This is a genomic window from Aeromonas sp. s7(2024), assembly GCF_040907825.1.
GTDB classification, from domain to species: domain Bacteria; phylum Pseudomonadota; class Gammaproteobacteria; order Enterobacterales; family Aeromonadaceae; genus Aeromonas; species Aeromonas veronii.
The window spans coordinates 253,682-267,134 of record NZ_JBFOCM010000035.1; the positions used below are offsets into that span (position 1 = coordinate 253,682).

A 13,453-nucleotide genomic window follows, 5' to 3' on the forward strand; every position below is an offset into this window, starting at 1 on the left:
TGAGCAGGGCAGTTCGGACAAGGGCCCATTCTAGGAGCAGCAAAGCGTGCCTTGGATCGGCAAAACGCCGATTTGTGACATCAGTTCAAATGGTTACGTTTTCAAGCCGAGGAAAGTGTGACGGGGAAGTGGTGGGATGCTTTGTCGATAAAAATAGCGGCCATAAAAAAATGCCGGTCAGGTGGCCGGCATTTGGTGTGTCAGGCATTGTCGTCACATCAGACGGTGAAGAACTTGAAGTTGACGAAGGCCACCGCGATGAAGGAGGCAACCATGCCGCTGATGCAGAGCACCGCCGGGCGGATGGCGGGCCAGCGATGGGTCAGCAGAATGATGGCCAGCAGGGTCGGGTAGAGCCCGAACATGTAGCGTGGCATGGCGTTGAGGCCGGTCATCAGCGGGATGGTGCAGCAGATGAACATCAGGGTCGCTTCAGCCCAGCGTTTCTGGCTGAACAGGTAACCGTTCAGGCACCAGCCGAAGATCACCATGATGGAGAGGTAAGCCTTGCGGCCGCCCAGCTCGAAACCGCTCAGCCACCAGTCCAGCGGGCTGTCCATGTAGCGACCCCATGCCACCTGAATGTGTTTGAAGGCGAAGGCATCGCCGGTCAGGTGATAGAGGTAGACCATGTAGGCAAACAGGCCAAAGGGGATCATCCAGAGGGTGAACACCACCTTGAAGGCGCGCTCGGTAAAGCGGAAAAATTCCCGCCAGCCGTAGGCCTGCAGCGCCAGGATCAGCACCGGGAAGACCATCATCACCCCCAGGTTGCGGGTGGCGGAGATACAGACTCCCAGCACGGCCACCATCAGCCACTGCTCCCGATAGGCGAACAGGAACATCCCCAGCATCAGCGCCATAAAGGTCGACTCGGTATAACCGGAGACGAAGTAGGCGGAGAAGGGGGAGAAGGCGAGCAGCCAGACGCCGAAGCGGGCGGTATCGTCCCCCAGCTTGAGCTGCCGCAACACCAGCAACATCAGCGGCAGGCTGGCGAAGAAGGAGATATTGGTAACAATAATGAGGCCGATCAGGCTCTCCACATTGAACAGGTTGGAGATGGCACCGGAGACCATCGGATAGAGCGGCATAAAGGCCCAGTTGGCCGCATTGCCCTTGCTCAGCCAGCGCGGGTAGAGATCGTAGCCGTTTTCGATGATGCGCTGGAACCAGACGCAGTCAAACTGACAATAGGCCTGCAGCGGGCCAATGTCGGGGGAGCCATAGAGCTGGACCCCGAAGTAGCCCATGCCATACAGCGCCACCCGGCTCAGCATGAAGGCGGCGATGATCATCAGCCAGTCACGGCCGCTGATGCGCAGTGACGGGCGATAGGGGAGTGCAGCCCCGGTTAGCGGGGCAGTATTGGTCATATCATTCATCAGGCAAAAACCCAGACGCGAGAGAGAACGTAAGTGAGGACAGTAACGGTCAGGGTGGCGATGACCACCGGCAGCAGACCGGAGAGCCCCGCAAACAGCAGGCCGCTCAGGATCAGGTTACGCACCGCCAGCGAGAAGAGGGCAACCAGCAGAAACTTGCTGGCGGCTCCCTGCTTCTGGAAGGTGATGTAGCGGTGACCAAAGAAGGAGAACCAGAACGCGATGGCAAAAGCCAGCGTGGTAACCAGGTGCTCCGAGATGGTGGGCCAGGTATGAAACAGTGCGATGGAGGTGCCAAGGTCGACGAGGGTAGCCCCCCCGCCGACAAAACCGAAACGTACCAGCCGCCAGAATTCCTCGCGGGAGATCATTGCGGCGCCTGCTCCTGCAGCTCTTGCGGGTTGCTGTCAGCGCTCTGCGGTTTGGTCGCATCCTGCTTGGCATACTGGCCATAGACCCCTTCAATGAGGTAGACCGGGCGCTGTTTCACTTCCACGAACATGCGGCCGATGTACTCGCCGATGATGCCGAGCGACAGCAGCTGGATACCGCCGAGGAACAGCACTACGGACATAAGGGAGGCATAACCGGGCACGTCGATGCCGAAGAAAACCACCTGGGTCACGATCTTGAGGATGTAGAGGAAGGCGACGAAGGAGACGCCGACACCCACATAGCTCCAGACCCGCAGCGGCCAGCTGGAGAAGCTGAGCAGACCGTCGAGCGCGAAGTTCCACAGTTTCCAGTAGTTGAATTTGGTTTCACCGGCGTGACGGGCCGGGCGCTCGTAGGGGACGCCAACGGCACGGAAACCGGCCCAGGCAAACAGACCCTTCATGAAGCGGTTGCGCTCCGGCAGCAGTTTGATCGCCTCGACCACGCGACGGTCGATCAGGCGGAAGTCACCGGCGTTTTCCGGCAGCTTGGTGCTGGTGGAGAGGGCGTTGAAGAAGCGGTAGAAGCCACCGGCAGTCAGGCGCTTCATCGGGGTATCGGCGCTGCGATCGACGCGGATGCCGTAGACGGTGTCATAGTCACCGGTCTGCCACAGTTTGACGAACTCCAGGATCAGGGCGGGCGGGTCTTGCAGATCCACATCCATCGGCACGATGGCATCCCCTTTGGCCTGATGCAGACCGGCGGTCAGGGCGGCTTCTTTACCGAAGTTGCGTGCCAGGTTGACCAGGGTCACGCGCGGGTCACGGGCGATGGCCTGCTCGACCACTTCACGGGTGCGGTCACGGCTGCCATCGTTGACGAATACAATTTCAAGCTGGTCTTTCAGCGGGGCCAGTTCGTTGTCTATCGCGTTGATGAAGGCATCGATGCTCTCTTCCTCGTTGTAAACGGGAACGACCAGAGAGAGTCGAAAATCTGGATGCGACATAAGAACGTCCTTATTTGGGATAGTTGTTTTTATAAAATGGTATTCGGGGCAAGGATCACTGGGCTACGGTCAAACGTACCGACTGCACATTGATGGGAGTAGGTGCCGAGAGCGCCAGAAAATTGGGGCGCTTGGGATCTGCCGTGAGCGAGTCACCGGGCAGACTGAGGCGGATTTCGTTGATGCCCGCTTTGGCCAGTTTCACCGTGGTGGTGAAGTCGTGACCCAGCGCCACTTTCAACAGGGCACCGGCTTCCGGACTATTGATGCGGGCCTGTACGGTCAGTTGATCCGGATTGGCCGCCTGCTTGGGCAGCACAAAGTAGAGACCGCCCTGACCGCTGAGCAGGGTACCTTCGTCGCTCGGCTTCTTGGCCCAGCCTTCGCTGGAGAGGAAGCGGCTCGGCTTGGTCAGATTGAGTTCGTTACCAGGCTGATAGGTCATGCTGGAGTTGTGTTCCCAGAAGCGGGTTTTGCCTTCCAGATAATAGAGTTTGTAGGCCAGGCTCACGTTGGGGTGAGCAGCCAGATAGAGGGTGTAAAGATAAAAACCGCTTAACGCCAGAATGGCAGTCAAAAAACCGAACTTTTTGTACGTCATATCACTCTCTATGCCTGACAGAATGGGTAGGCCGATGTCGCGCATATGCTAATCCAATTGCAAAAAAAGCATAGTGGATCACAAAAAAATATTTGGTCACATATTAACCCCTTTTTACCACTGTTCCAAACGTTGCTGTTTCCCGGTTAAACAGGTCTGGCGGGGCGCTGGTTGCCAGTGGTGCTCCGGCAGGGCATTTGGCAAATAGACGTGCTTTGCTGCGTCATTTTCTAGCGGATGCGATAGTCATCTGGCCTCTATCGCCATTTTGCAGGGGGCGATTTATGATGACTCACTTATTCGTCAAGGATGACATATGAAGTGGCTCTCTTGCTGTCTGTTGCTTGGATTATGGGCGCCAATGGCATTGGCCAAGGCCCTGTGTCCCGAGCCCATTCAGGTCGGTTACGATAACTGGCCCCCCTACCATTATTACGAAGCCGACTCACCGCAAGAGGTGCGCGGTTATGCCGCCGAGGTGCTGACGGCTGTGCTCACTTCCATGCACTGCAAGGTCAACTATGTGGAGCTGCCCTGGAAGCGGGTACTGCACGAAATGGAGCATGGCGAGATAGACATGGCGATGGAGGCGAATATCAATGATGAGCGCGCTCGTTATGCCTGGTTTTCCGACTCCTACAACCCGGGGCGCACTTTGCTGTGGATCCGCAAGGGCAGCCATTATCCCGAACAGGAGCTGGCGAGCTGGCTGGCCAGTGGTTACTCCCTCGGCGTTACCAAAGAGTACTTCTATGGCGATGAAGTGATGTCGCTGCTCGCTCGCTATGCCAAACAGGTGAGTGCGGTGAGCGACCAGCAAAATTTTGAGAAGCTGGCCCGCGGGCGGATCGACGGTTTCCTCGGTGACATGCTGGCTACCCCCAGCGCCCTTAACAAGGAGGGTATGAGCGGTCTGTTCACCAGTCACCCCATGGTGGTATCTGAATCGCCGAGCTTCTTTATGTTGGGCAAGCGCAGCTTTTCGCCGCAGTTCTTGCAACAATTCAATCACGCGTTGGCGCGGTTCAAGGAGACAGATGCGTATGACATTATCTGGCAGCGTTATGCCCCCGGGCGCTAGCAAAGTATTGGCCGTTCACGCATCATGAGCGGCCTGAGCATCGGGTCTGCTTGTCAGGCCTGACAGAGTGAACAAACCGTTTTGAGGTACCCATGGGGATGAAGTATTGGCTAGCCCTTGCCAATCTGGTGTGGCTGGGATGTTTGCCCGCTGGCGCGGTACATGCGACCGAAGCACAAGTTGTGGTGGCGGCCAGTGAAACCGGACACGACTGGTATCAGGGCAGTAAGGCCGAACAGGCCCGTGTCGAGCTGGAGCAGCAGTTGCAAGAGGCTGTGCTTGCCCAGCTGCATCCCGATTTTTTCACGCTGTGGAAGCGTCTGCAGGCCACCCCTGCAGACAAGCGTGGCGCCATCTATGACGACATTTTTGCCAAGCTCAGTCGTTTCCAGCACGCCTGGCGGGGGATGGATCTGGTCTCTCGTGAGCAGATGAAGACCCTCAAGCTCGATTTGAACCGCCCTGTAGTGACCCAACCCAGCGATGATGACCTACTCACCCAGGTGAAATCCCTGCGCCCCCAGGTGTCAGAATACGAGGCGGTGCGGGCCAAAGTGCACAAACTTCTGGCAATGCCGATGGCCAGCAAGTGGCCGACCCTCGATATGCCGACCCTGCGTGCCGGAGAGAGCTCCGCCGAGCTCGGCCAAATCCGCGCCATGCTCAACGAGCTGGGCGATAGCGCCCCGAGCCATGGTGATCAGATTTACGATGGTGATACCGAGCAGGCCATCAAGCAGTTCCAGCGTCGTCATGGTCTCACCGCAGACGGCATCATCGGCCGTCAGACCCGCTCCTGGCTCAATACCGGCCCGCAAGTGCGCGCCAGCCTGCTGCTGCGCAACCTGTGGCGTCGCGATCTGGTGGATCAGCTCGCCGGTGGCCGCTACGTGCTGGTCAATATTCCTGACTACCGCCTGAGCGTGGTGGAGTCCGGCAACGAGGTATTCACCAGCCGGGTCATCGTCGGCAAGGAGCAGCGGGCCACCCCCATTCTGGCCAGTGAAATTCGCTCCATCGTGCTCAACCCCTCCTGGCATGTGCCGCGCTCGATCCTGAGCAAGGACATTCTGCCCAAGCTGGGTCGCGATCCCGCCTATCTGAGTCGCGAGCAGTTCGAGGTGATCGACAGCGAGGGTAATCCGGTCCAGTTCACCGAAGAGGGGTGGCATCAGGCGCTGGCTGCCGGTTTCCCCTATCGCCTGCGGCAAAAGCCGGGGGATCACAATGCTCTGGGGCGTTACAAGTTCTACCTGCCCAACAATGACGCCATCTATCTGCACTCCACCCCGCGCAAGGCGCTGTTCGAGCAGGGGGCGCGCGCCTTCAGTTCGGGCTGCATCCGGGTGGAGCATGCGGACGATCTGGCCGAACTGTTGCTGGCAGATTCCCGCTATCAGCCGGACAAGGTGGCCAATATCCTCAAGGAGAGCCAGACCAAATGGTTGCCGCTCACCACGCCTATCCCGGTCTTTACTGTCTACTGGAGCAGCTGGATCGACGAAAATGGTCGCCAGCAACTGCGCAACGACATCTACGGATTTGATCGGGTCAGCTTCCAGAGCCGCCTGCTGTGATCCCTGCCACAGAGTGAAAAGCCCGGCCTGTGCCGGGCTTTTCTATGGGCGATTGAGGTTTGACAGGTCCCCCCGCCGGAGGGTAGTTTCAAGCGCCTGTATCACATTCAATCAGTGATCTTATTCAACTATTTTCGCTTGAATCTGCGATGGACGAACCCCTTATGCTGGAACAAGAGATAAGTCGACGTCGCCTGTTGTTGGGAGCCGGTTGCCTGCTGGGCAGCTCGCTGATCTCTTTCCCTGCACTGGCCAGCCGCAGTACCACCGGGCGTGAACTCAGTTTCTTCAATCTCAATACCGGCGAGCGGGTGCGCGCCAGCTATTGGGAGAACGGCCACTATCTGAGCGACGGGTTGGCCGAGCTCAACCACATCTTCCGCGATTACCGGCGCAACGAAGTGTTCAACATCGACAAGAAGTTGTTTGATCAGCTGTTTCTGTTGCAGCACAAGCTGGGCCGGCGCAGCGAAATCCAGCTGATCTCCGGCTATCGCGCCCCGGCGACCAATCGTCAGAAGCGCCACAAGAGCCGCGGCGTGGCCAAGCACAGCTACCACACCTTGGGGCAGGCGGTGGATGTGCGGATCCCCGGCGTACAGCTGGCCCATCTGCGCAAGGCGGCGCTCCAGCTCAAGGTGGGTGGGGTTGGTTACTATCCTCGTGATAACTTCGTTCACCTTGATACCGGCCCGGTGCGCAGCTGGTAAAGGGGATGGCAAGCTGCCAAGCTCTTCCCACCAGAGAGGAGATTGCGATGAAAAAGATAGTGATTGGCGGCCTGCTCGCCCTGTTGTTGGCCGGTTGCAGCAAGCTCAACCGTGAAAATTACGACCAGTTGAAGATGGGGATGAGTTACGCCGAGGCCAGCACCATTTTGGGCAAGGCGGAGCGCTGTGATGACGCACTGGGCACCACCAGCTGCCTCTGGGGCGGGGAAGGGAAGAACATCAAGATCCGCTTTATCGCCGACAAGGCGACCTTCTTCAGCTCGGAAGGGATTAATTGAGTCGCAGAACGTCCATGAAAAAAGCGCCGCTCGGGCGCTTTTTGTTGCTCGCAATTCAACCCGCCTCGCCAGAAGCTGGCGTACTCAGTGGGTCGCGTACTGGTAGTTGAAGGTGGGCAGACCCCACTTGAAGCGTACCGCCAGCAGCCGCAGCACAAAGCCGATCCCGATGGAACCGAACGCGGCCCAGTTGGTCGGCAAGCCCTGATCCAGCGCCAGACAGTAGAGTGCTGCGGTGATCAGCGAAATGGCTGCATAGAGCTCGCGACGAAATACCAGTGGAATCCGCTGGCAGAGCAGATCCCGCAGCACCCCGCCAAAGACCCCGGTCACTACCGCCATGATGCAGGCAATACCGGCGCCGTGGCCCATATCCAGCGCTCGGGCCGCACCGAAGATGGAGAAGACCACCAGTCCCAGGGCATCAAGGGCCATGAACAGCTTGCCGAGGTAGCGCATCAGGGGGGCGGAGACCACACCCGCCATCGCAGCTGCCGCAACCAGCAGCACGTATTCCGGATGTTCAATCCAGAGCAGCGGATAGTGGCCGAGCAGCACATCGCGGATGGTGCCACCACCGATGGCCGTCGCCGAGGCGATGATCACCACACCAAACAGGTCCATCCGTCGCCGACCCGCGGCCAGCGCGCCGGTCATCCCTTCGGCCACCAGGCCAACCAAGAAGAGTGCATGTAACATGAGATATCCCAGGGAACGAGAAAGGCCAGAATCCTACCAACTCGTGTCATATGGGACAAGCTATCGAATGCATGCATTAATTTAATTCATGCTAAATGCGAAAAAGGCACCGTTTCGGGTGCCTTTTCCTAATCAATGTTCAAGGGTTAGCGCCCCAGCTGCTCCTGCCGGTAGTGATCGACCCACATGGCGGTGGCACCACAGATGGCGACCGGCATCACGAAGAGGTTCACCACCGGAATGGCGGAGAAGAGGGTCACCAAAGCGCCGAAGCTGAGGCACTTGCCACGGCGTTGCTTCAAGGCGTCACGCATGGTGATGAAGTCGATCTTGTGGTTGTCGAACGGATAATCCACATACTGGATCGCCATCATCCAGGCGCTGAACAGGAACCAGAGCACAGGCGCCAGGGTCTGGCCCACCACCGGGATCAGGAACAGGATCAGGCAGCCAATGGCCTTGGGCAGGTAATACTTCAGCTTGGTCCATTCGCGGCCGAAGGTGCGTGGCACATCCTTGACGATATCCAGCATGCCGCTGTCATTGGCGGGCTGACCGGTGAGGATCTGCTCCACCTTCTCCGCCAGCAAACCGTTGAAGGGAGCGGCTACCCAGTTGGCAACCGAGCTGAAGATAAAGGAGAAGACCACCAGGATGGTGATTAGGGCGATGGGCCAGAGCAGATAGTCCAGCCAGTCGAGCCAGGCGGGGATCTGCTGATGGAGCCAGGCGAACAGGCCGTCCAGTTGCAGCAGCAGGGCATAGAAGGCCCCGGCAAACAGCACGAAGTTGACCAGCAGGGGGATCAGCACAAAGGTGCGGATGCCCGGTTGGCGAATGAGGGAAAACCCGCGCAGAAAGTAGTCTGCACCGCTGATTGAATCTTTGACCATATGGGGTGATTGGCTCATGTGAGCTCCATCTATGCATGGGAGAACTGCCAGCATATTACAAACAAGCCTTTGATTTGGTAAAGTCGCCGACTATTCCTTATTTCGTGCCGTGGCGACCAAAAATCGGGCATGAATGGGGATGATGCCTGCATATTACAAACAAAGCCGGGTCTGGATTTGGTAAAGTCACCTGCCCGCATCCTCTTTATTTAGCCACTGATACAGGTCGCCATGCGTCTGAAACTGATCAAACTCGCCGGCTTCAAGTCGTTCGTCGAGCCGACCCGCATCGAACTGTCGGCAGACATGACTGCCGTGGTGGGCCCTAACGGCTGTGGCAAATCCAACGTCATCGACGCGGTGCGTTGGGTGCTGGGGGAGAGCTCCGCCCGCCATCTGCGCGGCGAGAACATGACCGATGTCATCTTTAACGGCTCCATCAATCGCAGTGCGCACGGGCGCGCCTCGGTCGAGCTGGTGTTCGACAATCCCCACAACCGGGTGCCCGGCGAGTTCGGTCGCTTTACCGAGATCTCGGTGCGCCGCGAAGTGCTGCGCGACGGCTCCAACCACTATCAGATCAACGGCCAGAAGTGCCGCCGCAAAGATGTGACCGACCTCTTCCTCGGCACCGGTCTTGGCCCCCGCAGCTACGCCATCATCGAGCAGGGCACCGTCAGCCGACTGGTGGAGTCGCGTCCGGCCGATCTCAAGCTCTTTATGGAAGAAGCCGCCGGGGTCTCCCGCTACAAGGAGCGGCGCCGCGAGACCGAGCAGCGCATTCGCCACACTCAGGAGAACCTGGAGCGCCTCGGCGATATTCGCGGCGAGCTGGGTTCGCGCCTTGACCACCTCAAAGCCCAGGCCGAAACGGCCGAGCGCTACAAACAGCTCAAGAGTCGTTCGCGCGCAGCTCGCGCCGAGCTGATTGGCTCCGAGTTGTGGGCGCTGGAGACGCGCCTTGGCGAGGCTAAAACCGAACTTGCGCAGGCCGAGCAGGCGCTGGCGGCGCTCGATGCCAAGCGCACCGCCGATGAGGGGCGCCACGTCACCCTGTCGGTCGCCAGACAAGAGGCACAAGCCGAGCAGGCGAGCCGTCAGCAACAGATTTTTCTCGGCGGGCAGGCCATCGCCCGTCTCGAGCAACAGCAACTGCACCAGAGTGAACTGGGGCGCGACTGGCAGGCCCGTGCAGAGGCGCTGGGCGAACGGATTGCTACCCGCAAGGCGCAGCTTGCCAGCCAGCAGGATCAACTGACCGAAGGGGTATTGCGTGCAGAGCAGGAGAGCGCCCGGCTGGAGCAGTGTGAGCAGTTGCTCACCGAGCAGCAGGAGGCCCGCCAGCACGCCAGCGAGCAGCTGGAGCAGGCCCGCCTGTGTCAGCAGCAGTGGCAACAACAGTTGGCCGGGTTGCAGGGGCAGCTCAATCAGACCCGTACCCGGTTGGGTGGTTTGCAGGAGCTGCAAGCCAAGACCCGGCTGGCGCGCCTCAAGCTGGAAGATGAACGCGCTGGCCCCCTCGGTACAGAGGCCGACGATCTGCAACCGGCCCTCGATGCCCTGAGTGGTGAGCTGGAGCTGACGCGGGCGGCCAATGGCGAGCTGACCGAGCAGCTGGCGCAGGCGGTCGACACCCATGAACAACTCAAGCAGCAGCATGGCCAGCAGTTGAGCCTGCAACGGGAGCTGGAGGCGCGGCTGGCGACCTTGGATCAGATCCTCGGCGAACAGATGGAGGGGGCGACTCTGGCCGACCGGTTGCAGGTTGCCCCCGAGTGGGCACAGGCGCTCGATAAAGTGCTGGGTCGCTGGCTCACCGCAACGCCGGCGGAGGAGTGCAATCTGGCGCAAGAGGGGCTCTGGATTGGCCCGGCGCAACCGGCGGTTGCCGGTACGCTGGCGGCGCAACTGGGTGGTGAGCATATTCCTGCCTTCCTCAACGCCATCTGGCTGGTGGAGAGCCGGGAGGCCGCATTGGCCCGCCAGCCAAGCCTTGCGGCCGGTGAGTCGGTACTGACTCCTGCTGGCGACTGGCTGGGGCCAAACTGGGCAGATCTGGGGCAGGGCGTGGCGCTCGGCACCATGGCGCTGCTCGGTGAGCGTGAGCGGTTGCATACCGAGCAGGAGAAGGTTGCCGCGGGGCTGGCACAGCTGAGCGAGCAACTTGTCTCAGCCGATGCCCGGCGTGCCCAGCTTGCCAGTGCGCAGGAGTTGTCGCAGCGAACCTTGCGCGAGCAAGAGCTGAAATGGCAACAACTGCGCGAAGCCTGGAGCCTGCAACAGGGTCAGCGGCAGGAGCGGTTGCAGCGGCTCGGTCAGCTCGGCGAAGAGCTGATCCGGCTCGATCAGGAGCAGGCCGAAGAGGCAGAGCGACTGGCCAGCGCCCGTGAACAACTGGAACTCGATGAGGCGCGCCTTGCCGAGTTGCAGGAGCAGGGGGAGCCGCTGACGCAAGGGTTACAGGTTGCTCAGGAGCAGCTGACCCGCTGCGAGCGGGCGGTCGACGAGGCCCGTGCGCGCCGCGAACAGCAACAAGCGACCTGCCAGCGTTTGCAACTGGAGTTGGGCAATCTGCGCCAACTCATTACCTTGGGCGAAGAGGAGTTGGCGAGGCTCGGACTGGAGCTGGCCGGGTTGAAAGGGCCGGATAGCGACGCAGTGCCGGATCTGGCGCCCCTGTTGGCCGAGCAGCGCAATCTGGAGGCGCAGCAGCTTGCCTGCCATCAACGGCTTGCGGAGCTGGAGCGCCAGCTCGGTGAGCTGGAACAGGCCAGAAGTGCCGATCACAAGCAGCTGGTGACGTTGCAGGAGAAGCTGGCAACCCTGCGCCTTGAGCGCGAACGTAACCTCACCCGTCGACAGGGGCTGCACGAGCAGTTCGAAGAGTTGGGGGTTCGACTGGTAGATCTCGATCAGGCGGTGTTGATCGCCGCTGATCGCAGCAAGCTGCGGCAGGAGATCCAGACCCTGGAGGCGCAAGTGGAAGCGCTTGGCGCCATCAACCTGGCGGCGCTGGAGGAGTATGAAGAGGCGAAAACCCGGGCAACCTATCTTGAAAATCAGTGTCAGGATCTCGAGCAAGCGCTGGAAACCTTGAGCCAAGCCATTAAAAGAATTGATAAAGAGACACAAATACGGTTCCGGGACACTTTCGATAAGGTCAACGAAGATTTAAAATCCCTGTTTCCAAAAGTGTTCGGTGGGGGCAGTGCCTGGCTTGAGCTTACCTCCGATGATCTTTTGGAGGCCGGAGTGAGCATCATGGCGAGACCTCCGGGTAAGAAGAATGCTACCATTGCCCTGCTTTCCGGGGGGGAGAAGGCGTTAACCGCGCTTGCGCTGGTTTTTGCCATCTTCAGACTCAACCCAGCACCTTTTTGTCTGCTGGATGAGGTGGATGCACCGCTCGATGAAGTGAACGTCGGTCGCTTCTGTTCTCTTGTCAAAGAGATGTCGAGCACAGTACAGTTCGTTTACATCAGTCATAATAAGGTCTCCATGGAGATGGCTGAGCAGCTGGTTGGCGTCACGATGCAAGAGCCCGGGGTTTCTCGCATTGTGTCGGTCGATATCGGTGAAGCCGTCGCTTTGGCTGAGCAAAACTAGAAAGAGAAGCAGCTAATGCAGGAATTGCGTTACATCTTGGTTGCCCTGGGCGGTATTGCTATTGCGGCATTGCTCATTCACGGGTTGTGGAGCAACAAAAAGAATCGTCAGGCACCGATCAAAGAGAAACCGATTGGACGGATGGACTCCAAGTCGCGGGATCGTGATAACGACGCCTTCGACAGCGATGGCATCGGCCAGGTACGTGTGGTCAGTGGTGGCCGTCGTGCCGAGCCCAAGCTGCGCAGTGAAGAGAGCCGCCAGCCGGAACTCGGTCGTCGCCCTGCCGTCCCCGCCTTTGATGATGAAGATGACGAGGACGATCTGCCGCCGCCCGTAGTGCGCAAGCCTGCTGCCCGCCCGGTTCCGCCGCCTCCTGTCTATGAAGAGGAAACATTCGACGAACCGCTGCCCGAGGAGATCGACGAGGCGCCTGCCGCGCCGGTGCGCAAACCTGCTCAGGTCAATCGTCGTACCCCGGTCTACCGTTCCCGTCCCCAGCGCGAGCCCATGATGCAGTCGCTGGACGACGAGCCGCTGGTCGAGCCCGCCTATGCGACCGCCCCGACTTTTGGTGCCCGTGCAGAGACAGTCCGTACTGCCGACACCGTTCGTGCCGAACCGGTGCGTGCACCCGAGCCGGAATATCAGCCGCAGCCCCGTCATGTGGCTCCCGAGCCTGTTTATGAAGAGCCGGCCTATGTGGCACCTGCACCTGTGGTGGAAGAGCCGCGCATGGCGCCCCAGCCGGTCGAGAAGATCTGGCAGGATGTCTATGTCATCAACCTGATGGGCCGTCCTGGTCACGACTTGCAAGGTGCGACCCTGCTCTCATCCCTGATGGCGTTGGGCTTCAAGTTTGGCGAGATGGATATTTTCCACCGTCACGAAGATCTCAACGGTAAGGGTGAAGTGCTCTTCTCCATGATCAACATGGTCAAGCCAGGCACCTTCAATCCGTACCGGATGGAACAGTTCACCACGCCGGGTGTCTCCCTGTTCATGCAACTGCCGCTGCGCAGCAATGCCGCGTTTGCCTTCGAGGACATGCTGCAGGCTGCCGATCAGCTGGCCAGCGATCTCGATGCCATGCTGACAGATATGGATCGCAGCCCGCTGAGCGACGAGACCATTGCCCGTTACCGTCACGAGCTGGCTGCCTACGAGGCCAGCCGCGACTAATACGCCATGCGGGTCGAGTGAAGAAAAAGTGCG

At 59.6% G+C, this 13,453-nt stretch carries 12 protein-coding genes; 6 read left to right on the plus strand and 6 right to left on the minus strand.

Features of this window, described 5'->3' with window-relative positions; genetic code table 11:
* Positions 1-218: 218 nt before the first annotated feature.
* From AB5Y73_RS15435 to AB5Y73_RS15450, 4 genes are read right to left on the minus strand one after another with little or no spacing between them, the layout of a single operon-like run.
* The gene (locus AB5Y73_RS15435; RefSeq protein WP_005338464.1) at positions 219-1,385 is read right to left on the minus strand and encodes a hypothetical protein; all 1,167 of its coding nucleotides are present in this window, start codon (positions 1,383-1,385) and stop codon (positions 219-221) included.
* On the minus strand, positions 1,385-1,756 hold the full coding sequence (locus AB5Y73_RS15440; RefSeq protein WP_005338463.1) for a GtrA family protein: 372 nt from the start codon (positions 1,754-1,756) through the stop codon (positions 1,385-1,387). The genes AB5Y73_RS15435 and AB5Y73_RS15440 overlap by 1 nt, the downstream gene beginning before the upstream one ends.
* Positions 1,753-2,772, minus strand: coding sequence for a glycosyltransferase family 2 protein (locus AB5Y73_RS15445; RefSeq protein WP_100646553.1), 1,020 nt, complete (start codon positions 2,770-2,772; stop codon positions 1,753-1,755). Before AB5Y73_RS15445 ends, AB5Y73_RS15440 begins: the two co-directional genes overlap by 4 nt.
* A gap of 55 nt (positions 2,773-2,827) precedes the next feature.
* The gene (locus AB5Y73_RS15450; protein ID WP_041202288.1) at positions 2,828-3,373 is read right to left on the minus strand and encodes a hypothetical protein; all 546 of its coding nucleotides are present in this window, start codon (positions 3,371-3,373) and stop codon (positions 2,828-2,830) included.
* Between the two features lie 316 nt (positions 3,374-3,689).
* Between AB5Y73_RS15450 and AB5Y73_RS15455 the strand changes: the two genes are divergently transcribed.
* The 4 genes from AB5Y73_RS15455 (at position 3,690) to AB5Y73_RS15470 (ending at position 7,040) form a co-directional block, all read left to right on the plus strand.
* Entirely contained in the window at positions 3,690-4,454 is a 765-nt protein-coding gene (locus AB5Y73_RS15455; RefSeq protein WP_107682408.1) for an ABC transporter substrate-binding protein, read from the plus strand.
* A gap of 92 nt (positions 4,455-4,546) precedes the next feature.
* Positions 4,547-6,031, plus strand: a complete 1,485-nt coding sequence (locus AB5Y73_RS15460; protein WP_107682407.1) for a murein L,D-transpeptidase — start codon at positions 4,547-4,549, stop codon at positions 6,029-6,031.
* Between the two features lie 164 nt (positions 6,032-6,195).
* A complete protein-coding gene (locus AB5Y73_RS15465; protein ID WP_005338458.1) occupies positions 6,196-6,741 on the plus strand; it encodes a DUF882 domain-containing protein in 546 nt (181 codons plus the stop codon).
* A gap of 47 nt (positions 6,742-6,788) precedes the next feature.
* Positions 6,789-7,040: a hypothetical protein gene (locus tag AB5Y73_RS15470; RefSeq protein WP_021229156.1), complete on the plus strand. Its 252-nt coding sequence runs from the start codon at positions 6,789-6,791 to the stop codon at positions 7,038-7,040.
* An 84-nt stretch (positions 7,041-7,124) separates the two neighbouring features.
* Here the strand turns inward: AB5Y73_RS15470 and AB5Y73_RS15475 are convergent, their stop codons facing one another.
* Both AB5Y73_RS15475 and cysZ read right to left on the minus strand, forming a co-directional pair.
* Complete coding sequence (locus AB5Y73_RS15475; RefSeq protein WP_005338456.1) at positions 7,125-7,739, minus strand: trimeric intracellular cation channel family protein; 615 nt, start codon at positions 7,737-7,739, stop codon at positions 7,125-7,127.
* Positions 7,740-7,885: 146 nt separating this feature from the next.
* Positions 7,886-8,650: a sulfate transporter CysZ gene (gene cysZ, locus AB5Y73_RS15480; protein WP_005338455.1), complete on the minus strand. Its 765-nt coding sequence runs from the start codon at positions 8,648-8,650 to the stop codon at positions 7,886-7,888.
* A 213-nt stretch (positions 8,651-8,863) separates the two neighbouring features.
* Here cysZ and AB5Y73_RS15485 point away from each other — a divergent pair, with 213 nt between their 5' ends.
* Positions 8,864-12,238: an AAA family ATPase gene (locus AB5Y73_RS15485; RefSeq protein ID WP_107682406.1), complete on the plus strand. Its 3,375-nt coding sequence runs from the start codon at positions 8,864-8,866 to the stop codon at positions 12,236-12,238.
* A gap of 15 nt (positions 12,239-12,253) precedes the next feature.
* Positions 12,254-13,420 (plus strand): cell division protein ZipA, encoded by a 1,167-nt coding sequence (gene zipA, locus AB5Y73_RS15490; RefSeq protein ID WP_107682405.1) that lies wholly within the window; start codon positions 12,254-12,256, stop codon positions 13,418-13,420.
* Positions 13,421-13,453: the final 33 nt, after the last annotated feature.

Excerpts from the sequence above, each read along its gene's own strand:
- AB5Y73_RS15435 (WP_005338464.1), bottom strand. The coding sequence starts at position 1,385 with ATGAATGATATGACCAATACTGCCCCGCTAACCGGGGCTGCACTCCCC.
- AB5Y73_RS15440 (WP_005338463.1), bottom strand. The coding sequence starts at position 1,756 with ATGATCTCCCGCGAGGAATTCTGGCGGCTGGTACGTTTCGGTTTTGTC.
- AB5Y73_RS15445 (WP_100646553.1), bottom strand. The coding sequence starts at position 2,772 with ATGTCGCATCCAGATTTTCGACTCTCTCTGGTCGTTCCCGTTTACAAC.
- AB5Y73_RS15450 (WP_041202288.1), bottom strand. The coding sequence starts at position 3,373 with ATGACGTACAAAAAGTTCGGTTTTTTGACTGCCATTCTGGCGTTAAGC.
- AB5Y73_RS15455 (WP_107682408.1), top strand. The coding sequence starts at position 3,690 with ATGAAGTGGCTCTCTTGCTGTCTGTTGCTTGGATTATGGGCGCCAATG.
- AB5Y73_RS15460 (WP_107682407.1), top strand. The coding sequence starts at position 4,547 with ATGGGGATGAAGTATTGGCTAGCCCTTGCCAATCTGGTGTGGCTGGGA.
- AB5Y73_RS15465 (WP_005338458.1), top strand. The coding sequence starts at position 6,196 with ATGCTGGAACAAGAGATAAGTCGACGTCGCCTGTTGTTGGGAGCCGGT.
- AB5Y73_RS15470 (WP_021229156.1), top strand. The coding sequence starts at position 6,789 with ATGAAAAAGATAGTGATTGGCGGCCTGCTCGCCCTGTTGTTGGCCGGT.
- AB5Y73_RS15475 (WP_005338456.1), bottom strand. The coding sequence starts at position 7,739 with ATGTTACATGCACTCTTCTTGGTTGGCCTGGTGGCCGAAGGGATGACC.
- cysZ (WP_005338455.1), bottom strand. The coding sequence starts at position 8,650 with ATGAGCCAATCACCCCATATGGTCAAAGATTCAATCAGCGGTGCAGAC.
- AB5Y73_RS15485 (WP_107682406.1), top strand. The coding sequence starts at position 8,864 with ATGCGTCTGAAACTGATCAAACTCGCCGGCTTCAAGTCGTTCGTCGAG.
- zipA (WP_107682405.1), top strand. The coding sequence starts at position 12,254 with ATGCAGGAATTGCGTTACATCTTGGTTGCCCTGGGCGGTATTGCTATT.